Below are 18,309 nucleotides of genomic sequence, written 5' to 3'. Positions count from 1 at the left end.
GAGCCCTTTCCCGATGCGTGTCTTCTCTGCCGCCCTTGCCACTGAGACCAACACTTTTGCGCCGATGCCCACGGGGCTGGCGACCTTTCACGAGCGCGCCTACTTCCCGGCCGGCCAGCACCCGGACAAGATGCAGATGCACGGTGGGCCACTCTGGGCGGCACGCCAGGTCGGGCCGTCCAAGGGCTGGACGCTGATTGAAGGCCTGGTCGCTGCCGCCGTGCCGAACGGGCTCGTCACCCGCGCGGCGTTCGAGACCCTGCGCGACCAGATCCTCGCCGATCTCAAAGCGGCGCTGCCGGTCGACATGGTGCTGATCGGCCTGCACGGCGCGATGATCGCCGACGGCTATGATGATTGCGAGGGCGAACTGCTGGCGCGGGTGCGCGAGATCGTCGGTCCCGGCGTGGTGATCGGCGCGACGCTCGATCCGCACGTCCACATGAGCGAGCGGATGGTCGCAAGCGCGGATCTCCTGATCTGCTGGAAGGAATATCCGCACACCGACATTCTCGAGCGGGCGCAGGATCTGGTGAAGCATTGCACTGAGATCGCCGAGAAGCGGCTGAAGCTGCGGAAGGCGCTGGTCGACACCGACATGATCGTGACCCTGCACACCACGCGCGAGCCGGTGCGCAGCTTCGTCGATCGCATCACGGCGCTCGAAGGCAGGGACGGCATCGTCTCGGCCTCGATCGTGCACGGCTTCGGCTGGGGCGATACCCCGTCGATGGGCACCAAGGTGCTGGTCTACAGCGATGCCGCTGAAGATCCCGACGGCGCCAAGGCGCAAGCGCTGGCGCGGAAGCTGGCGGATGAGCTGATCGGCATGCGCGAGGCCGTGACCGAGCGCATGCCCGGCGTCGACGCCGCGCTCGACCAGGCCTTGGCAAAGGACGGCACCATCGTGCTCGGCGATGCCAGCGACAATCCCGGCGGCGGTGCGCCCGGCGATTCCACCTTCATCCTGCGCCGGCTGCTCGACCGCAACATCGGCAATGCCTGCCTCGGCCCGCTCTGGGATCCGATCGCGGTGCGCATCGCCTTCGATGCCGGCGTCGGCGCCAAGCTTCCCTTGCGGATCGGCGGCAAGATCGGCCCGCTGTCCGGTGATCCCGTCGATGCGACCTGGGAGATCAAGGCGCTGAAGGAGAACATGGTGATGACGGGGCTCGCCGGCACGCCCGCCAAGCTCGGCGATTGCGCGCTGATCGCGAGCAGTGGCGTCGAGGTCGTGATCACGACGTTCCGCTGCCAGGCGTTCGGGAAAGACTTCTTCACCCAGCTCGGCTGCGATCCGGCGACGCGCAAGCTCGTCGTCGTGAAATCCGCGCAGCATTTTCGCGCATCCTTTGCGCCGATCGCGGCCGACATCATCATGGTCGATGCGCCAGGCGTGGTCGCGCGCGACGTGACGAAATTGCCGTATCAGAAGATCAAGCGTCCGAAATGGCCGCTCGATGAACTGCCGCAACTCACGCGCGCATGATGTCTCAGATTGCGACGGTACTGATCGCGACGTTAACGTTCGGGACGACGCTGGAACGAACCGCGCCCGAATCGCTTGCGAAGCTCGGTACGAGATCTGTTCACGGCTAGATGTCGCGGTGTGATGCCGCGACCCACGATATCCAGACGTTGCGATGGAAAGCTGCGTCTGGCCCCGGTCGCCAAAGGTTAAGGCGGCCTGTCGCTGCTCGCAGGGCCGATGTCCCAGAGTGCGACGCTGCTGTTCGCGACGTTAACGTTCGGAACGCGGCTGGAACGAACCGCGTCCGAATCGCTTGCGATGCACGGTACGGGATCTGTTCACCGCTAGATGTCGTGCCACGCTGCATTGAGGTGCAAGATGCAGCTCCGGCGCGCGTGTCGCGCGCCGTGGCTTGCGTCAAAAGGTTAAGCGCAGAGCGTGGCGTCTCGCTCAGGTCGTCGACGAGCCGAACCGTCGCATCCATGCCGCCTTGAGGCTGATCGGCGTCGGCGAGAACGGACCCGGCGGCGCGCGCGTGATCAGCGCGACCAGCACGAGGGCCGCGATCGCAATCCAGAAGCACAGCCGGAACGCATCGAGATAGGCGAGCACGTTGGCCTCGCGCTGGACCTGCGCGGCCAGCGTTCCGATGGCGCGGGCCTTGGCCTGGCCTGCGCCATGCGCGGCGAAATAGTTGGTCAGCCGTTGCAGCGCGCGCGCCACGTCACCGTCGCCGCTCTGGATGTTGAGGCCGAGATAGGCCGAATGCACCTGCTCGCGCACCCGCAGCCACGTCCCCATCAGCGCGACGCCGATCTCAGCGCCGCCGAGCCGCATGATCTGGATGTAGGCCGCGAACGACGTCGCGCGCGCCGGATCGGAATTCGACAGCGCGAGGATGATGATCGGCAGCAGGGTCAGGGCCTGCCCGATCGACTGCAGCACGACGATGACGATGAAGTCCTCGCGGGCCCAGGCGTGGGTGAGCTGCGTGCCGAGCAGATTGGCCGCGGCGAAGGCGCCGAGGCCGAGCACGACGACGAGGCGGGGATCGAGGTGTCGCAGCATCGCAATCGAGAGCGGCACCAGCACGATCATCGGCAGTGCGCCGTAGATCAGCAGAAGCGAGCCGCTCTGCTCGGGCCGCAGCTGCGTGATCGTGGTGAGGAAGTTCGGCACCAGCGATGCGTTCGACAGGCTGGTCAGCGTGTACAGCAGGATCACCGCCAGCGACAGGCCGATGTTGCGCGAGAACAGCACGTTGAAATGCGCCCAGGGCTGTGGTGCCAGCGCCTCGTTGACGAGGAAGAGCACGAACAGCACGGCGCCGCCTGCCAGCAGCGCCATCACCGTGCCGGATTGCAGCCAGTCGAGCCGGTTGCCCTGATCGAGCCCGGCATAGATCATCGCCACCGCGCTGCCGAGCAGCAGCATCCCGCCCCAGTCGGCATTATTGAGCAGCGCGCGATTGACCGGCTCGGCCGGGGTGCCGAGATGGACCATCAGCGCCATCAGCGGCGCCAACACGGCGCCCTGCCAATAAAGCCACTGCCAGCCGAGGTGATCGACATAGAAGCCGACCAGCGACGTCGAGCTGTCCAGCGCGAAGCCGACGCGGATCGCATAGATCGAGATCGCCGGCAGCCACCAGCGGATCGGCAGGTTGCGGAAGATGATCATCAGGGTCGCCGGCACGAAGGTGCCGAGCAGCATGCCGTGCAGGATCGCCAGCGCGATCAGGGTCGGGTAGTCGTGCACGAACGGGATGATCAGGGAGAGCGCGGCATAGACCAGGCTGGGAATGCCGAGCACGCGGCGCAGGCCGAACACGGTGGCGAGCCACGCTACAGCCGGCGCGACGAAGATCTGCGAGCCGATCGCCGCCGTGGACAGCCAGGCACCCTCGTCGAACCCGAGCGAGAAGGCGCCGCGCAGATCCGGCAGGCCGACGGACGTCAGCCGGCTGTCGAAATTGGCGAGGAAAGAACCCAGCAGCACGGCGACGACGGCGAACAGCGGGTGCGCCGCCTGACCGCCGCGCGACAGCGGCCCGCGATCGGCCTCACTTGGTGCCATCGGCCGCGCCCGTGGTGCGGATGTGGGTCACCACCGACATGCCCGGCAGCAGCCGCGCGAGCAGCGGCTGGTTGCCGTCGAGGGCGATGCGCACCGGGATGCGCTGCACGACCTTGGTGAAATTTCCGGTGGCATTGTCCGGCGGCAGCAGCGCGAATTGCGAGCCGGAGGCCGGCGCGATCCGCTCGACCCGGCCGTGCAGCGTCTCGCCGGGGAACGAGTCCACGGTGACGTCGACCGGCTGGCCGGGCGCGACATGGGTGAGCTGCGTCTCCTTGTAGTTGGCGATGACGAAGACCTGCGGCAGCGGCACCACCGCGATCAGGCTGCTGCCGACATTGACGTAGTCGCCGGTCTGCACCTGGCGCTGTCCGACGACGCCGTCGAACGGCGCCGTGATCCTGGTATAACCGAGCTTGAGCCGGGCCGCGCCGAGCGCCGCCTTGGCGCCGGCGAGGTCGGCGCCGCGCTGCTTCTTGGTGCCCGTGAGCACCTCCAACTGATGGCGCTGCGCGGCGATCAGGGCGCGGCTGGCGCGCACGTCGGCCTGCGCCTTGGCATAGGCGGCGGTGGCCTGTTCGAGCCGCTGCCGCGTGCCGGCCTCGCTCTGCGACAGCGACTGCTGGCGCTCCTCCTCCTGCCGCGCCTGCACCTCGACGGCGCCGGCCGAGACCTGCTGCGCTTCGGCTTGGGCGATGGTCGCATATTGCAACTCGATCTGGTTGCCCAGATTGTCGAGCGCCGCCTGCGCCGCCTCGACGGTGGCCTCCGCTTGCGAGACCTGGGCCTGGTAATCGGCTGGATCGATCTGGACCAGGAGGTCGCCGGCCTTGACCTGCTGGAAGTCGCTGACCGCGACGTTCAGCACCTCGCCGGCGACGCGACTCGACAACTGGGTCAGGTCGGCGCGGACATAGGCGTCGTTCGTCGACTGGGTGGTGGCGTTGCCGGTCCAGGCATTCCAGCGGCTGGTCGCCAGCGCCACGAATGCGAGCGCGACGAGCACGGCCAGCAGCGGAATGCCGAGACGCGCCCGCAGCCCGGCCGGCGCGGCGGACGAGGGCGGTGGCGGCGTCGGCGTGTGCGACGCCGCGTCGAGCTTGCCCGATGTTTCACTCAAAGACTCGCCTCCTGCGTCGCCCGACCGTTGCTGCGTTGGACCACTGGTACCGCATTCTGCGCCCCGCGCCACCTGGACTCTGGACTGCGAGGCATGTGCTTGAGGAGGGGAACCGGTCGCGCATCGAACGCAACCGGCGCGGGCGACGAGCCGTCGCGGCCTGTCGAAAGCATCCGCGCATGATGTCTCAGAATGCGACGCTGATCGCGCTGCCGTTAAGGTTCGGAACGCGGCTGGAACGAACCGCGTCCGAATCAGCGGCGAATCGCGGTACGAGGTCCGTTCACGGCTAGATGTCGCGGTGCGCTACCACGGCCCACGATATCCAGACGTTGCGGTCGGACGCTGCGTCCCGGGTGGTCGCGAAGTATTAAGCGGACGCGCGCGTGGCGTCGGCGACATCGCCGACGCCAGCAAGGTCGCGCACGCCATTCCGCGCGCGCGCCGCGCGGGCGATCCCCCGCTGCGCCCAGCACGAGCTCGGCTTGAGGCCCCGCCGCTCGGATGTCGGCACCATCCGCTCCGCCTGGGCCTGGCACCAGACGGCGCATCCGCGCATCGTGTGAGCGCAGGGCCGTCCGCCAGGATATCTTGTGGGGAGGGTGGCGCTACGCCGCTGCCGGCGGCGTGTGCGCGCAGGCGTCGATGAAGCTTTCCACCTGCTCGTCCTCGAGCGACCAGCGGCCGATCTCCGCATCGTCGCGGAAGAAGTGGACGCTGTAGACCGGAGAGCGGACATCGTTGCCGCGAATCATCCGCAGCAGGTTCTGCGCCACGCGGCAATGATCGCCGGGGAGCCTGAGGTCGAAGAATGCATCGCCATAGCCCGGCAGGGTGGTGCCGGCCGAATCGCGAACTTCCATGCGCAACTGTGCCATGCTCGCATTGAACGACAGCAACGGTTTCCGCCCGGTAAATGCCGCCGCGCCGGCGCATCGCTTTCGATGTCGCGCCGCGCAGCGTGCAGGAGTGCTTCATGTCAACGCGGACGGACCGAGCACGGCGATTCCCGGCGGCTTGCGTTCGGCGCGTCGGCCGTTCAGCAGCCGCCCGATGATGGTGCCGCGCACGAGCCAGTGATAGCTCGCCAGCATCACCGGAAGCGCGACGGCGAGAATGGTCGCGAACTTGGCCGGCCACGGCCAGTCCAACTGCGACACGGCGAGCTGCAGGGCCATCACGACCGGCATGTGGATCAGGTACACCCAATAGGATGCGTCGGCGAGATAGCGCCGGGTGCGGCTGAAGCCCGCCATGAAGCGCAGCGCCAGTCCGACCGCGGCGAACGTCGCCGTCCAGATCGCGAACGCATAGCTGACGGCGCCGAGCAGCCGGATGGTCGCGAGGTCGAACGGCGCGGCCCAGACGCGGGCCGAGACCAGCGAGACCGTGAGCGCCAGCGCGAAGCTGACAATGATCAGTCCGATGGCGACACCGGTGTTGAGCAGCCAGCACTGCTCGAGCACGCGCAGCAGCGCGATCTGCCGGTGCAGCAACCAGCCGACGGCGAACGCGGCGCCGAAGCCGATCCAGGCCTGGAGGTTGGTGACCAGCGACTGGTCCGGCGTGCGCACGCCGATGAAGCCGACCCAGTGCGGGTCGAGGCTGAGTGCGATCAGGATCGGCAGCGCCAGGATCGCGGGCGCGAGGCGGCTTCGCATCACCGCAGCGAACAGCCGATCCGCGGCCGCCCGCAGCCGGCCGTCGCCGTCGATCGCGGTCACGACCCAGCGCAGCAGCAGCGCCGCGGCATAGAGTTCGATCAGCATGTAGAGAAACCAGAGATGCGCCAGCGGAAAGCGCGGCAGCGCCGGCGGCCAGCCCGTCATGCCCGGCACCGGCCCGCCATGCGGAAACTGGCTCGCCCACATCACCACCACGACCATCGGCGCGAACACCAGCGGCCAGCCGATCAGCAGCGGCAGCGCGATCCTGAGCAGGCGGTCCCCGACGAATCCTGGCGCCCCGCGCCGGTGAAGGCTCATGCGCGCGAACAAGCCGGCCATCAGGAAGAAGGTCGTCATGCGGAAGACGTGGATGGCGAAGGTGAGGAGGCCGAGAAGCTGACTCGGATGGCTGTCCTCGATGAACCAGAACCGCACCGGCGTGGGCAGGAACGACATCGCGGCATGCAGCACGATGCCGAGCAGCAGGGCGTAGGCCCTGACCGCATCGAGCGCATGCAGCCGTTCGGAGGCGGGGGCAGGGGGAATGGCGCCGGGCATGACTTCCTCGCAAGCAGAGAGACGACGTCCTTCTCTGCCTCCGCACGCGAGGCCCGGCTGACCGGATCAGGAATTCGGCCAGCCGAATTCTTCAGTCGGCTTGCCGAATTCTGCGATCCCCGGCATTTTCGGCAGCTGTCCCCGGCTTTGCCTGCGCCTGCCGGCGAAACTCGGTCGGCGTCACGCCCGTCGCCGCCTTGAAGGTGCGGTTGAACGGTCCGATCGACTGGAAGCCGGCATCGATCGCGATCGTCAGCACCGGCACGTCGTCCTGGGTCGGGTCGGACAATGCGGCCTTGGCGTCGTCGATCCGGTAGCGATTGAGGAAGGCATTGAAGTTGCGATGGCCGAGGCCCTCGTTGATCGCCTGCCGCAGCCGATATTCCGGCACGTTGAGCTGGGCCGCGAGCCCTCCGATCGACAGCCCTTCCTGGCGATAGATGCGCTCGACGGTCATGAGATGGTCGAGCCGGCGCAGCAGCAGTGGCGCCACCGCCGGGCGTTCGCCGTCTCGCTGGTCCGCGCTCTGGCGCTCGTCGGCGCTGCCCGTGGCCAGGACACCCGGTGTCGGCAGCGCCGCGGCGGCCTTCGCCCCGAACAGGTTCCAACTCGCCAGCATCGCCAGCACGCACAGCGTGAACGCGCTCGCGAAGCTGCCGAGCCCGCCGGTGTTGGCCGCCATGCCCAGCGGCGCCATCTGCAGCGGCAGCAATGTCGGGGCGGTCACCATGGCCATGAAGCCGAGGTTCAGGACCAGCACGGCGATCCGCAGCAGCCGGCGCCGCGCGACGAGATCGTCGCGCCAGGTCGTCACCGTCTGCACCATCGCGAGCAGCGCGAAGGTGAGCGTCAGGACCGACAGGGTCTTGGCGCAGGCCTTGGTGACGGCGGGCCACATCGGCCAGCTCAGCGACGCCGTGAAGCCGAGAGCGACCACGGCCAGCCAGATCAGGCCATGCCAGCGTCGGAGCACGAAATCATCGTCGAAGGCGGCGCGCGCCCATAGCCAGAACACGACCGGCTGGGCGGACAGCGGCGGCAGCGTCCACCAGAACGTGGTGGTGGGGATGAACGGCGCGGTCGCGATCGCAAACCCCGCGCCGCCGGCCGACATCACCAGGCCGAGAATGGCGAAAGGGGTGGCCGGGCGCAGCCGGATCAGCACCAGCACCATCATCACGAACAGGCCGCTCGCCGCGCCGCGCAGCCCGAGATCCAGCGCCGTCAGGCCGATGTCGTTCACGTCCCCGGGGCTCCAGCCGTTCAGGCTGGTGATATTGCATTCCGGGCGGCCCGGCGACAATCCCTGCGGGTCTCGTGTAGGATCCTTGGGGACCGGTTGAATGCGCCGTCGGCTCTGGTGGAAGGCGCACCGACGACTGGAAGAAGTCACGCGCGCTGCGGACCTCGTCCGGTTCGTGTCAGGCAGGACCGCCTATTCCAGATCGATGGCCCGGTATTGGCCGGATTTGTCGAGCTGCGTTCCCCACACCTTGTGCAGCGCCTGATGGTCGGAGGCGCTGAAGCTCACCTTCGGTCCGAGCCCGAGTTCGTAGTCGTGCATGTTCTCCAGCACGTTGATCAGTGATTCCGTGTCGACCGCGGGCCCCACCCGCCGCAGCCCCTCGATCAGGAGGTTGGCGGTGAGATAGGCTTCGAGCGAGCTGTAGTCCACCGCCTCTCCCGGAAAGTATTTGGCGAGCGCCTTCTTGTAGCTCAGCGTCACGGACGCGAAGCTGTCCACGGCCGGCGTGACCTGGGTGCAGATGATGCCGTCCGCGAATCGCGGCCCCAGCATCATCAGTTCGCTGGCCAAGCCGGTGCTGCCGACGCCCGAGATCGTCGTGTAGATCATGTCCGGGTAGAGGTCGCGCGTCTTCTCGATGAATTTCGCCGCCGCACGGAAGGTGGCCACCAGCACCACCGCCTTGATCGCCGGCCGCTGCCGGTGCAGTTGCGCGATGGCCTCGTCGACATTGACGGTGTTGCGGGCGTAGGTCATGCGGAAGATATGGCCCGAGACGCCGCCGCGAAGGGTGCGCATGGCCTTGACGACGCCTTCCCATCCCGCATCGCCATAGGCGTCCTGCTGGGTGAGAACCCCGATTTCCTCCGGACGCAGCCCTCGGATCTTGACGAGATAGTGCACGATGGCGTCGGCCTCCTCGGCATAGCCGGCGCGGTAGTTGAAGACGTAGCGATCCGGCGGATCGCGCCGCAGCGAGGGAGCGCCGGTGAAGGCGCCGAAATACAGTGCCCCATGTTCGAGCGCGTACGGGACGGAGATCAGAGCAGTCGGGCTGCCATAGTTCTCGACGAAGCCGAACACCTTGTCCTGCTCGTAGAGCTGCTTCATGGCGTTCAGCGTCCGGGTCGGCTCATAGCCGTCATCCGCGGTCAACAGCTTGATCTGCCGGCCATGTATGCCGCCGTTGTCGTTGGCTTGCGCGAACGCGGTGTCGACGCCGAGCTTGAGCTGATGGCCCATTTCCTTGCCCGGCCCTGCGAACGGCGCGACCATGCCGAAGCGGATTTCGCTGTCCGTCACGCCCTGAACCGGGCTCCGCGGCTGCGTCGCCTCTGCCGCCGCCGGGGCGGCATTGGCCATCCAGGCCTTGAGGCTCGCCGCACGGACGTCCTCGCGAGACAGCGTGCCCGGATTGGGTGCAGTTGCCGGTGCTGCGTTCGCCGCAACTCCGAAATCGGATGATGCCGCGACCGGCTGTGGCGGTCGGGACGGGGACGCCGGTGGGGCGGTCACCGGCGCCTCTGCGCGGCTGTCGGCGGACATCGCCCCGGGCCACTGCGCCGGAAGCTTCAGGGCGGCATAGCCGAATATCGTGGCGGCCGCTGCCAGCAGCCCTGCGGTGCTCAGCCAGCGCCGCGGTCGCCGCGCTCGCGGCGGAGATTGATTTTCGAGCATGCCGAACCGCGACATGAATTCCGCCGGCCTGACCCGCTCATGCTGGGTCGGCCACGGACGATTGCGCAATTCGTCGCGCTCGTCGTCGGGGCCGAATGGAAAAGGCGACGCCTCATCGTCGTCAAAAGGCTCTTGCGAAGGTCTCATGTTTCCCCCTAGGTCACACGTCACGCGCCCCGTTGTCGTTGGATTTTCTTGGAGGGATCGCGGATGGATCGTCGTCTTGGATCGTGAGGCCGCGGCATCAGGGACGCCGCGAACCGGACGAGGCGATGCGCGATCGCGCGCGCATCCCCTCGCGTCCGCTGGGGCTACCGATCACGATCCACCTGCCGAAGTCCGTTCATCGTCCACGCATTCTCACGAACTTCGGAACGCTTGCGGTCGCAGCAAATCCCATCGATCGAGCCGCCTTCGACTTGAATCTCCTGATCCGGCACGAGCAAGGTCAGGGACGTCAGGTCGGCGGTACCAGCAACGCCATCTTGGCTGAAGTTTCTTGGGCGGCCGCGCCATTCGCCGAAAGCCGGGAGGCAGCGAATGTCGGCGCCGGAACATGCGTCGTTGCCCTTGTCGTCCGACAGGCTCTCATGATCGGCGCTCCAAGCGAAGGCCGATCATTTTACTATCAAGGTGCAATGAGGCGGTTATTTGTTCTGTTCGCCGATCTTGACCGGAGTCCGATGAAACTGCGGCTGAATGACGAGCGATTGATCTTGGAACAAAGAAGTGAAGTTGACCTCTGCCGTGGCGCTGTCATCGCCGCCTTCCACGCGACATCAATCGGCAGCTCGACTTTGCGACATCTCTCAAGTCGAGCCTTCGACGAGGTTTCTCTGCAGACGAACAAACGATTGCATTTGATAGTCCGCCGACCGCTTCGCGCGAGGTCAGCCGGTCTTACGCTTCGCATCTGTCGCGGGGGAACGCGCGCTGCGCCGATCCTTGTCACAGGGCGGTGGCGTCGGAGCGTGCGCTGAGTCCCGTGACCATCGCCTGCACCATGGTCGCGATCTGCTGGCGCAGGGCGGCGAGCGGCACGGCGATCAGCTTCTGCTCGAGTCCGAGCGCGACCATGCCGTGCACGGCCGAGAACAGGCTGCGCGCGGTGACGCTGATGTCGTCAAAGGTTCGCTGCGGAAACAGCGCGGCGAGCGGCTGGTGGATGTGGCGGAACAGGTGCATCTGGTCGGCGACGGCCCAATCCGGCAGCGGCTTCTCCGGCGCCATGCGATGTTCGAACAGCGCGCGCCAAAGCTCCAGATTGTGGGCGGCGAAGTCGCAATAGGCGATCGCGATGCGCACCAGCGCCGCCTCGGGACCGGGGGCGCCGGCGCTCTCGGCCGCCGACAACTCGGCGTCGAGGCGGGCAAGGGTGCGTGATCCGACCATCAGCACCAGTTCGTCGACATCGGCGACGAGGTTGTAGACCGCGCCATTGGCGACGCCGATCTCCTGGGCGAGATCCCGCGTCTTCAGGCCGGCCAACCCCCTCTCCTTGATCATCCGCTCGGCGGCCTCGATCAGGGCTTCGCGGTGTTTCGCGCGTCGTTCCAGGGTTTTAGACATCGCTAACCAAAATCTTGAGCGGCGTTCAAAATAAGTCTTGAGCGTCGCTCATATTTGCGCTACAAGACTGCTCATGAGCGATGCTCATAGCAGGGAGTTCACAATGTTCAAGACCGTTCTGACGCTGTTTCGGGGCACCGTGGCCGTCGCGGAGGAGGAATTGCAGGATCGGACCGCGCTGGTGATCCTGGATCAGCAGATGCGCGACGCCGCGGCCGCCGTCGAGCGCAGCAAGCGCGCGCTGGCTCTGGCCATCGCGCAGGACCAGCAGGAGGGCAGGCGGCTCGAGGCCACCTTGACGCGGATCGCCGACCTCGAAGTGCGCGCCACCGCCGCGCTCGACGGCGGCCGCGAGGATCTGGCCCGCGAGGCGGCGCAGGCGATCGCCGGTCTCGAGGCCGAGCGCGATGCGGCCAAGACGGCGCGGGCGCTGTTCGCCACCGAGATCGCGCGCTTGAAGAAGCACGTGTCGGGCGCCGAGGCGCGCATCGCCGAGCTCGACCGCGGCCGGCGCATCGCCCGCGCCTCGGAAGCCGTGCGCAACCTGCGCCGCGGCGGCATCGAGGCGGCGCGTCCCTACGAATGCACGCTGCCGGAGGCGGAGGCGACCCTGAAGCGGCTGCGCGAGCGCCAGATCGAGGCGCAGGCCGCCGACGAGGCGCTGATGGAGCTCGACGCCGCGACCGGCCCGATCACGACCGCGGAGAAGCTCGCCGAACAGGGCTTTGGCCCCCGCATCAAGACCACGGCCGATGACGTGCTGGCCCGGCTGAAGGCCGGCCGCACCGCCCCGACCAACTGATCTTCCCCTGCCAACTGATTTTCGTCACCACCGATCTCAACGCATCCAACCCATCATTCCACATCATAGGAGCCGACCATGAACCAGAACGTCCAGCCTCACTCCGGCGCTTTCGTCACCTTCACTTATGCCTCGTTCGGCGCGTCCGCCTTCCTCGTCGCGCTCGGCGTGTTCTTCATGCCGATCGATCTCTGGATGAAGGGCTACCTGACCATGGGCATCGTCATGCTGGTGCAGACCTGCGTCACCCTGACCAAGACCATGCGCGACCGCCACGAGAGCAGCAAGCTCGTCAACCGCATCGAGGACGCCCGCGCCGAGCGCCTGCTGATGGAAGTGTCAAAGGCGGCGTGAGCTATGAACTCTCTCCATGAACACGCTCCTGGCGTGTTCATGGTCCGGTGTGCAGCGCCGCCCTCGGCTTTTGCCCCTCTCCATGAACTCGCTGCTGATGACCAACCTGCTGCGCCGATCTCGGAACCCGAACCTCATGGTGAGGAGCGCCGCGCCGACCTGGGCAATGCCAGGCAAGGTCGCCGTCCGCGGCGCGTCTCGAACCATGAGGCCACACCGGGGCCTCGCCCTTCGAGACGACCGCCTTGGGGGCGGTCTCCTCAGGGTGAGGGTTCAAAGTCGGACTCGACGATAGAAAACAGAGAGGGAGGCGAATTCTCTGCCCGTCTCCATGAGTACGTTGCCATCGTCCAACATGCAGCCACGGTCTCGGCTTTCTCCTCCTTACGCCGTTGGCGTGTTCAGGTGAGGGTGCAGAACGCGACGTGCTGGAGGCTGATGGTGAGGAGCGCCGCTGACGGCGCCCCACGAGCCATGAGGCGAGTGAAAGCAGGCGGTGCATGCGGCGGCATCCGCCGCTTGCCGTCTTTCAACGCGCGTTTACCGTGACTGCGACTTCGTCGCTGGTCATGGTCACGAATTAACGCCAGCGCTGGCATATGTCTCTGCGACCGAGCCGTTTGCTGATACGCCGGGCGGATTGAGGGGAATGAGCATCGTCGCAGCCGCCAGGCGCATCAGGGACACGCTCGGCTTCTGGCTCACCGCGCTGGGCCAGGAGGCGATGGATCTGTCGCTGCGCACCCATGCCGACCTGCGCACGCGCATCGTCGAGAGCCCGGGCACGACGCTGGACGATGCGGCGCTGGCCGCGCTGGTTGCCGATCTCCGCACCATCGCCGGCAAGACGCTGCCCGCGGGCGACCTGACGTATGGCATCTTCTCGGGGGCTCGCGAGGCGCTCGCGCGCGCCATCATCACGCTGGTCTCGGACGCGAACGGCCGGCCGATCGCCTTCAATGCGCTCGCGGTGATGCAGGTCGCGCGCGACGGCGAGACGCAGCAGGTGATCCATCTCGGCCTGGTGATGGTCGATCCCGAGGCGCGCGGCAAGGGCCTGTCCGGCGTGCTCTATGGTCTCACCACCTTGCTGCTGTTCATCCGCGATGGCCTGCGGCCGAAATGGATCTCCAACGTCACGCAGGTTCCGGCGGTGGCCGGCATGGTCTGCGAGACGTTCTCCGACGTCTTTCCGTCGCCGCAGCCCGAAGCGCGCGCGAGCTTCGCGCATCTCGAGCTTGCGCGCGGCATCATGCGGGCGCATCGCGCGGTGTTCGGCGTCGGCGACGACGCCGGCTTCGACGAGACGCGCTTCGTCATCACCAATGCCTATACCGGCGGCTCGGATGCGCTGAAGAAGACGTATGACGCCGCGCCCAAGCATCGCGACGACCTCTACAACGGGTTTTGCGCGCGTGAACTCGACTATGCCAGGGGCGACGACCTGCTGCAGCTCGGCCGCATCGATCTCGCCGCCGCCCGCCGCTATCTCTTGCGCGCGATCCCCTCGGGCTCGCTGCCGGCGCTGCTGGCGACATCCGCGGTGCTGGCGCTGCAGCGGATGATCCTGCCGCTGGTGCATTGGCTCGACGACACCAGAGCGTTCGGCAGCTTGCGTCCGCGCCGGCCATCCGGCGAGGCCGCACCATGATGCCCGGCATCGTCGCCGATTCCGTCGTCAATCTCTGCGGTGCGATCGGCCTCGCCGTCGCTGCGGCGATGCTGCACCGGCGCGATTCCCACGGACCGCTGACGGCACGGCTCGTTGCTCTGCTCGTGCTGGTGGCCGCGCTGTTCCTGCTGCGTGGCATCGCCTGGTGGACGGGCAGCGCCACGCTCGACCGCATCTCGCTGATCCCGGCGGCGCTGGTCCCGCTCGGCGCGCTGATCGTGACCGAGGGCCTGTTGCGCCGGCACGCGCATCGCCGGCTGAAGGCGGCCGCGCTGATCGGCGGCATCGTGCTCGCGCTCGCCGGCGCGTTCGGTCCGGTCGCGTTCGAAAATCACCACACGGTGATGCTGTCGGTATTTCAGCTCGCAGGCTTTGCCGTCTGCGCGTCGCTGCTGCTCCGCCGTGACCGCAGCAGCCTGCTGGCCTGGGAGAACCGCGCCATCGATCGCGTCGCGTTCGGCGCCATCATGGTCATTCCCTTCATCGTCACCGATTTCCGCGTGCTGGCGCCGAACATGCCGGTGCGGCTCGGCGCGCTCGGCGCGCTGCTCGCGGTCACGGCGATCCTGATCGCGGGCGCGAGCGCGGAGTCGCAGCGGCAGGGCGTGGTGTTGACGTCGTTGCGGATATCAGGTGCGGCCCTGCTCGGCGCCGCCGCGGCCGCGCTGTCCCCGGATGTCGATGCGGCGCAAATGATGCGCTTCTGCGCGGTGGCGATGGCCGGCGTGCTCACGATCGGCCTGATGGGCGATGCCCTGCGCGCGGTGCTCGAGGCCCGCGAGCCGGGCGTGCTGGATTCGATCGGCGCATCCACCGCCGTCACGCGCGACGAATTGATCGCCGAGCTGGCGCGGCAGCCGATCTTCGAGAGCGCGCGTCGCTGTCGCGAGGCTGAGCTCGCGGCCTATGACCCGCCGCTGCTGCGGACGTTTCTCGCGTCACGGCGCGTGCTGCGCCGCGCCGATGCGCCCTGGGGACTAATTGCGACCGATCCCGCGGTCGAGCGGATGATGGCGCTGATGGCGGCACGTCATGCAACGCATGTGATCGTGCTGTCGCATGAGCCGGTCGATCTGATTGTGCTCGCGGTCTCCGTGATCGCGGCCGACCAGGCGACGGAAACCGCGCTCGCGCTCGTCAGGCGCCTGCTGGTGCAGGCGCCCGACGCATCCGATCACGCCCACATGTGATGATGCTGATGGTGCGACATGTCCATGATCGGCCCCTCGATGGCGACGGTCGCGGGAACGGCGCCGTCCTGTGAGGCCGGCGCGGCATTCGCCAGCATGATCACATTGGAATCCGGGGCCGCCGTGATCGCCGCCAGCACGGCGGCGGCATCGGCGTTGCTGTTGGCGCCGCCGGTGGTCGCCAGCACCTGCGCGATCGTGGTGCCGTTGACATCATAGGCGCCGCCGTTGACCGGGATGTTGTTGCCGCCGACATCGGCGGCGTTCTGGTGCATCTGGTCGGCGGCCGCGGCGACCAGCGCCTTGTTGCCGGTCTGGAAGCCCTCCAGGATCTTGGCGATCTCGGCGCCGAGCGTGCTCTGGTCGCCGAGCAGCTCGTTGTCGAAGCGGGCCTGGAAGATGCCGCCCTGCGCCGCGTCGAAATCGGTGACGTCCTTCTTGAACGTCATCAGGTCGGCGGTGACTTTCGCCATCGCCGCGGCGTCGCCAGCATTGACGGCTGAGATCGCAGCCTGGCCCAGCGCGTTCGACTGCGCGATGAACATCGCCCAGAAATCGGTCTGCGCCTGGTTGTCCTGATAGGCCGGCGTCGCATTGAGGAAGTCGCCGAAGCCGGTCCAGCCGTTGAGACCGTTCTGCTGCGCCATGTTGGCGAGGTTGGTGTCGCCGGCGACGATGTCGATGATGTCGAGGAAGTCGTCGTTCAGCGCCCGGCCGATGTCGACATTGCCGGCCGCGCCGTTGATGTGGGTGTTGACGAGCGCGAGCTGGTCGATGATGGCGAGCGCATGCACGCCGGTGAGGCCGCCGAACTGCAGCGGGTTGGCCGCGACCAGCGCATTCAGCCCGGCAATCAGCGCGTCGACGTCATCCTGGATGATATCGACATTGCTGTCGTTGACGCCGCCGAGCAGGCGGTTGGCGGCATCGTTGAAGATGAGGCCGAGCTCGGCCAGCGTGCCCTTGGCCGCGGTCGCCGCCGTCACGCCCTCCGGCAGCAGCGCCGGCGCCTCGAGGAAGCCGGTGACGCCGTCGGCATTGGTCGCCTGGCCCGCGAGCTTCGGATCGTTGTTGACGACGTTGAGAATGTCGAGATGCGCGTTGCGCAGCGCGGTCTCTGCCGCGGCGATGCTGCCGAACGCGCCGCCGCCGGTGACCGAGGCCATCGCGGCATCCTGCGCGACGGTGATGTCGGCGAGGATCTTGTTGACGTTGGCGAGGGTCTGCCCGGTGAACTGGCCGGCGGCGACCATCGCCTTCAGCCCGTCCTGAATCACGGTGAGATCGCCGGTGTAGTTGTAGACGCTGCCGAGCCCCTGGCCGCCTTCGTCGACCACGTTGCGCCACAGCCCGCCTTCGAGAAAGCGCGTGGCGTCGTTGAAGACCACGCCGAGATCGGCGAAGCCGAGCGCAGGCGGTGTTGGTGTCGGCGGCGGCGTAGGCGTGGGAGGCGGCGCCGGCTGGCAGTGATTGTGATGATGATGGTGGTGATGATGATGATGACCGTGATGATGCTGATCGTGATGGTGGTGATTGTCGTGATGGTGACGGTGATGGCGCGTCATGTCCGACAGACTCCCATGGCTGCGCACCAGCGCGTGCCGGCCGACCTTCGCGGGCGCGGCTGATCGGGTGCGGATGATGAGGCCATCTGCGCCTTGCTTCGTGGCAGCTTCGCGCAGAGTTTGTGGAATGCGTCTGCGTCAGATTGTCGTGCGGCGTGCACGCAGCGCTGCGACATCCCGGCGCTTGACGGCGGGCCGCTCGGTCGAGGCGTCGATGATCAGCGGCGGCGCCGTACCCGCAGCAAACAAGTGAGTCGCAAGAAGTTTCACCGGCACGATTCGTTCGATCGTGATCGTGGCCATGGCGGCGCCGGTCGGCTTGCGACGATCCGACGCGCCGTGGACTTCGATGATGATCGCCCGCCGCTACGGACCGCTGCGCCGGCGTGGCGGGATCATGGCGATTTCTTTACGAAGGCGGCGAACGCGTCGGCGTAGTCGGCATGCCAGCGCGACAGCGGCGGCCGGTTCTCGACGATGTCGCCGGCCGCCCACAGGATGCGCCGCGCGTCGAGCGCGCGCGGCACGTCGTTGTCGGGGCACAGCACGTAGAAGTCGCCGGCCGCCACACGCTCCAGCATGAAGTCCACGGTCTGCTCCGGCGTCCATGCCGCGGCCGGCTTCTCGACGCGGCCATTGGCGGTCAGCGGCGTGAACACGAAGCCGGGGATGAACAGATGCGCCGTGACCTTGCAGCCGGGCGTGTTGCGCAGCTCGTGCTGCAGCGCCTCGGTGAACGCCTTCACGCCGGCCTTCGACACGTTGTAGGCCGGATCGCCCGGCGGCGTAGTGATGCCCTGCTTGGAGCCGGTGTTGATGATCAGCGCTGGCCCCTCTTGCGCGATCATGCCGGCTGCGAACACCTGCGCGCCGTGGATGATGCCCCACAGATTGACGCCGAGAATGCGCTGCCAGTTGTCTTCCGGGCCGAAGATCTTGCTGCCCGGCTGGATGCCGGCATTGTTCATCAGCACGTCGATTGCGCCGAACCGCGCGCGCACCGCACGCTCCAGCGCGACCACGCTGTCGCGGCTGCTGACATCGACCTTGGCGGTCATGACCGCGGCCCCGCCACGCTTGGCGACAGCGGTGAGCGTCGCAGCCGCCTCACGCAGCCGCGTCTCGTCGACATCGGCGATGCAGACGTTCATGCCGAGTTGGGCGAAGCGCATCGCGGCGGCGAGGCCGATGCCGGAGGCGCCTCCGGTGACGACGGCGGTGTGGTCGGCGGACAAGGCAGGGTGGGACACGGCGGGTTCTCCGGCAGGGCGATGAAATATCGATCGATGACGTCTGGGCGTGGCCGCAGGATCGGCCGGCCGCATGACAAGGTATTCGGCTG

The 18,309-nt window shown here is 67.4% G+C and carries 18 protein-coding genes; 8 read left to right on the top strand and 10 right to left on the bottom strand.

The annotated features are described in order from the left end of the window. Window positions 1–13: 13 nt before the first annotated feature. Window positions 14–1,489, top strand: coding sequence for a M81 family metallopeptidase (locus tag ACQR1B_RS19165; protein ID WP_434836014.1), 1,476 nt, complete (start codon window positions 14–16; stop codon window positions 1,487–1,489). 432 nt (window positions 1,490–1,921) lie between these two features. On the opposite strand, the gene ACQR1B_RS19160 is transcribed toward ACQR1B_RS19165, so the two are convergent. Further along, the gene (locus tag ACQR1B_RS19160; protein WP_434836015.1) at window positions 1,922–3,547 is read right to left on the bottom strand and encodes an MFS transporter; all 1,626 of its coding nucleotides are present in this window, start codon (window positions 3,545–3,547) and stop codon (window positions 1,922–1,924) included. Beyond that, on the bottom strand, window positions 3,534–4,667 hold the full coding sequence (locus ACQR1B_RS19155) for an HlyD family secretion protein (RefSeq protein WP_434836016.1): 1,134 nt from the start codon (window positions 4,665–4,667) through the stop codon (window positions 3,534–3,536). The genes ACQR1B_RS19160 and ACQR1B_RS19155 overlap by 14 nt, the downstream gene beginning before the upstream one ends. Window positions 4,668–5,053: 386 nt before the next feature. Here ACQR1B_RS19155 and ACQR1B_RS19150 point away from each other — a divergent pair, with 386 nt between their 5' ends. Continuing rightward, window positions 5,054–5,233, top strand: coding sequence for a hypothetical protein (locus ACQR1B_RS19150; protein ID WP_434836017.1), 180 nt, complete (start codon window positions 5,054–5,056; stop codon window positions 5,231–5,233). A 42-nt stretch (window positions 5,234–5,275) separates the two neighbouring features. Here ACQR1B_RS19150 and ACQR1B_RS19145 read toward each other — a convergent pair whose 3' ends face one another. The 4 genes from ACQR1B_RS19145 to ACQR1B_RS19130 form a co-directional block, all read right to left on the bottom strand. Beyond that, entirely contained in the window at window positions 5,276–5,530 is a 255-nt protein-coding gene (locus ACQR1B_RS19145) for a hypothetical protein (RefSeq protein WP_434836018.1), read from the bottom strand. A gap of 111 nt (window positions 5,531–5,641) precedes the next feature. After that, window positions 5,642–6,892: an acyltransferase family protein gene (locus tag ACQR1B_RS19140; RefSeq protein WP_434836019.1), complete on the bottom strand. Its 1,251-nt coding sequence runs from the start codon at window positions 6,890–6,892 to the stop codon at window positions 5,642–5,644. Between the two features lie 91 nt (window positions 6,893–6,983). Then, entirely contained in the window at window positions 6,984–8,135 is a 1,152-nt protein-coding gene (locus ACQR1B_RS19135; RefSeq protein WP_434836020.1) for a helix-turn-helix domain-containing protein, read from the bottom strand. A gap of 192 nt (window positions 8,136–8,327) precedes the next feature. Continuing rightward, window positions 8,328–9,962, bottom strand: a complete 1,635-nt coding sequence (locus ACQR1B_RS19130) for an ABC transporter substrate-binding protein (RefSeq protein WP_434836021.1) — start codon at window positions 9,960–9,962, stop codon at window positions 8,328–8,330. Window positions 9,963–10,087: 125 nt separating this feature from the next. Between ACQR1B_RS19130 and ACQR1B_RS19125 the strand changes: the two genes are divergently transcribed. Then, the gene (locus tag ACQR1B_RS19125; protein ID WP_434836022.1) at window positions 10,088–10,795 is read left to right on the top strand and encodes a hypothetical protein; all 708 of its coding nucleotides are present in this window, start codon (window positions 10,088–10,090) and stop codon (window positions 10,793–10,795) included. Here ACQR1B_RS19125 and ACQR1B_RS19120 read toward each other — a convergent pair. Further along, window positions 10,764–11,384: a TetR/AcrR family transcriptional regulator gene (locus ACQR1B_RS19120; RefSeq protein WP_434836023.1), complete on the bottom strand. Its 621-nt coding sequence runs from the start codon at window positions 11,382–11,384 to the stop codon at window positions 10,764–10,766. The genes ACQR1B_RS19125 and ACQR1B_RS19120 overlap by 32 nt on opposite strands. Before the next feature lie 103 nt (window positions 11,385–11,487). Here ACQR1B_RS19120 and ACQR1B_RS19115 point away from each other — a divergent pair, with 103 nt between their 5' ends. The 4 genes from ACQR1B_RS19115 to ACQR1B_RS19100 all read left to right on the top strand — a co-directional run bounded on the left by ACQR1B_RS19115 (window position 11,488) and on the right by ACQR1B_RS19100 (window position 15,402). Continuing rightward, window positions 11,488–12,186, top strand: a complete 699-nt coding sequence (locus ACQR1B_RS19115) for a PspA/IM30 family protein (RefSeq protein ID WP_434836024.1) — start codon at window positions 11,488–11,490, stop codon at window positions 12,184–12,186. 78 nt (window positions 12,187–12,264) lie between these two features. Next, window positions 12,265–12,540 carry a YiaA/YiaB family inner membrane protein gene (locus ACQR1B_RS19110; protein ID WP_434836025.1) on the top strand — a complete coding sequence of 92 codons (276 nt, stop codon included), beginning with the start codon at window positions 12,265–12,267 and terminating at the stop codon, window positions 12,538–12,540. A 649-nt stretch (window positions 12,541–13,189) separates the two neighbouring features. Continuing rightward, on the top strand, window positions 13,190–14,191 hold the full coding sequence (locus ACQR1B_RS19105; protein ID WP_434836026.1) for a hypothetical protein: 1,002 nt from the start codon (window positions 13,190–13,192) through the stop codon (window positions 14,189–14,191). Continuing rightward, window positions 14,191–15,402, top strand: coding sequence for a hypothetical protein (locus ACQR1B_RS19100; RefSeq protein WP_434836112.1), 1,212 nt, complete (start codon window positions 14,191–14,193; stop codon window positions 15,400–15,402). Before ACQR1B_RS19105 ends, ACQR1B_RS19100 begins: the two co-directional genes overlap by 1 nt. Here ACQR1B_RS19100 and ACQR1B_RS19095 read toward each other — a convergent pair. Next, window positions 15,387–16,790 (bottom strand): hypothetical protein, encoded by a 1,404-nt coding sequence (locus tag ACQR1B_RS19095; protein WP_434836027.1) that lies wholly within the window; start codon window positions 16,788–16,790, stop codon window positions 15,387–15,389. The genes ACQR1B_RS19100 and ACQR1B_RS19095 overlap by 16 nt on opposite strands. Window positions 16,791–16,877: 87 nt before the next feature. Between ACQR1B_RS19095 and ACQR1B_RS19090 the strand changes: the two genes are divergently transcribed. Then, window positions 16,878–17,030 (top strand): hypothetical protein, encoded by a 153-nt coding sequence (locus ACQR1B_RS19090; protein WP_434836028.1) that lies wholly within the window; start codon window positions 16,878–16,880, stop codon window positions 17,028–17,030. 75 nt (window positions 17,031–17,105) lie between these two features. On the opposite strand, the gene ACQR1B_RS19085 is transcribed toward ACQR1B_RS19090, so the two are convergent. After that, the gene (locus ACQR1B_RS19085; protein ID WP_434836029.1) at window positions 17,106–17,270 is read right to left on the bottom strand and encodes a hypothetical protein; all 165 of its coding nucleotides are present in this window, start codon (window positions 17,268–17,270) and stop codon (window positions 17,106–17,108) included. Between the two features lie 92 nt (window positions 17,271–17,362). Beyond that, window positions 17,363–18,217, bottom strand: a complete 855-nt coding sequence (locus ACQR1B_RS19080) for an SDR family NAD(P)-dependent oxidoreductase (RefSeq protein ID WP_434836030.1) — start codon at window positions 18,215–18,217, stop codon at window positions 17,363–17,365. Between the last annotated feature and the right edge of the window lie 92 nt (window positions 18,218–18,309).

The organism is Bradyrhizobium oligotrophicum, from assembly GCF_051168495.1.
Taxonomy (GTDB): domain Bacteria; phylum Pseudomonadota; class Alphaproteobacteria; order Rhizobiales; family Xanthobacteraceae; genus Bradyrhizobium; species Bradyrhizobium oligotrophicum_A.
Note: the sequence above shows the minus strand (reverse complement) of the source record. Positions and strands in the feature narration are given on the sequence as shown.

Coding starts and splice junctions, on each gene's coding strand:
- ACQR1B_RS19115 (WP_434836024.1), top strand. CDS start 11,488: ATGTTCAAGACCGTTCTGACGCTGTTTCGGGGCACCGTGGCCGTCGCG.
- ACQR1B_RS19105 (WP_434836026.1), top strand. CDS start 13,190: ATGAGCATCGTCGCAGCCGCCAGGCGCATCAGGGACACGCTCGGCTTC.
- ACQR1B_RS19145 (WP_434836018.1), bottom strand. CDS start 5,530: ATGGAAGTTCGCGATTCGGCCGGCACCACCCTGCCGGGCTATGGCGAT.
- ACQR1B_RS19140 (WP_434836019.1), bottom strand. CDS start 6,892: ATGCCCGGCGCCATTCCCCCTGCCCCCGCCTCCGAACGGCTGCATGCG.
- ACQR1B_RS19160 (WP_434836015.1), bottom strand. CDS start 3,547: ATGGCACCAAGTGAGGCCGATCGCGGGCCGCTGTCGCGCGGCGGTCAG.
- ACQR1B_RS19130 (WP_434836021.1), bottom strand. CDS start 9,962: ATGAGACCTTCGCAAGAGCCTTTTGACGACGATGAGGCGTCGCCTTTT.
- ACQR1B_RS19110 (WP_434836025.1), top strand. CDS start 12,265: ATGAACCAGAACGTCCAGCCTCACTCCGGCGCTTTCGTCACCTTCACT.
- ACQR1B_RS19125 (WP_434836022.1), top strand. CDS start 10,088: ATGCGCGATCGCGCGCGCATCCCCTCGCGTCCGCTGGGGCTACCGATC.
- ACQR1B_RS19120 (WP_434836023.1), bottom strand. CDS start 11,384: ATGTCTAAAACCCTGGAACGACGCGCGAAACACCGCGAAGCCCTGATC.
- ACQR1B_RS19100 (WP_434836112.1), top strand. CDS start 14,191: ATGCCCGGCATCGTCGCCGATTCCGTCGTCAATCTCTGCGGTGCGATC.
- ACQR1B_RS19085 (WP_434836029.1), bottom strand. CDS start 17,270: ATGGCCACGATCACGATCGAACGAATCGTGCCGGTGAAACTTCTTGCG.
- ACQR1B_RS19090 (WP_434836028.1), top strand. CDS start 16,878: ATGATGATGGTGGTGATGATGATGATGACCGTGATGATGCTGATCGTG.
- ACQR1B_RS19165 (WP_434836014.1), top strand. CDS start 14: ATGCGTGTCTTCTCTGCCGCCCTTGCCACTGAGACCAACACTTTTGCG.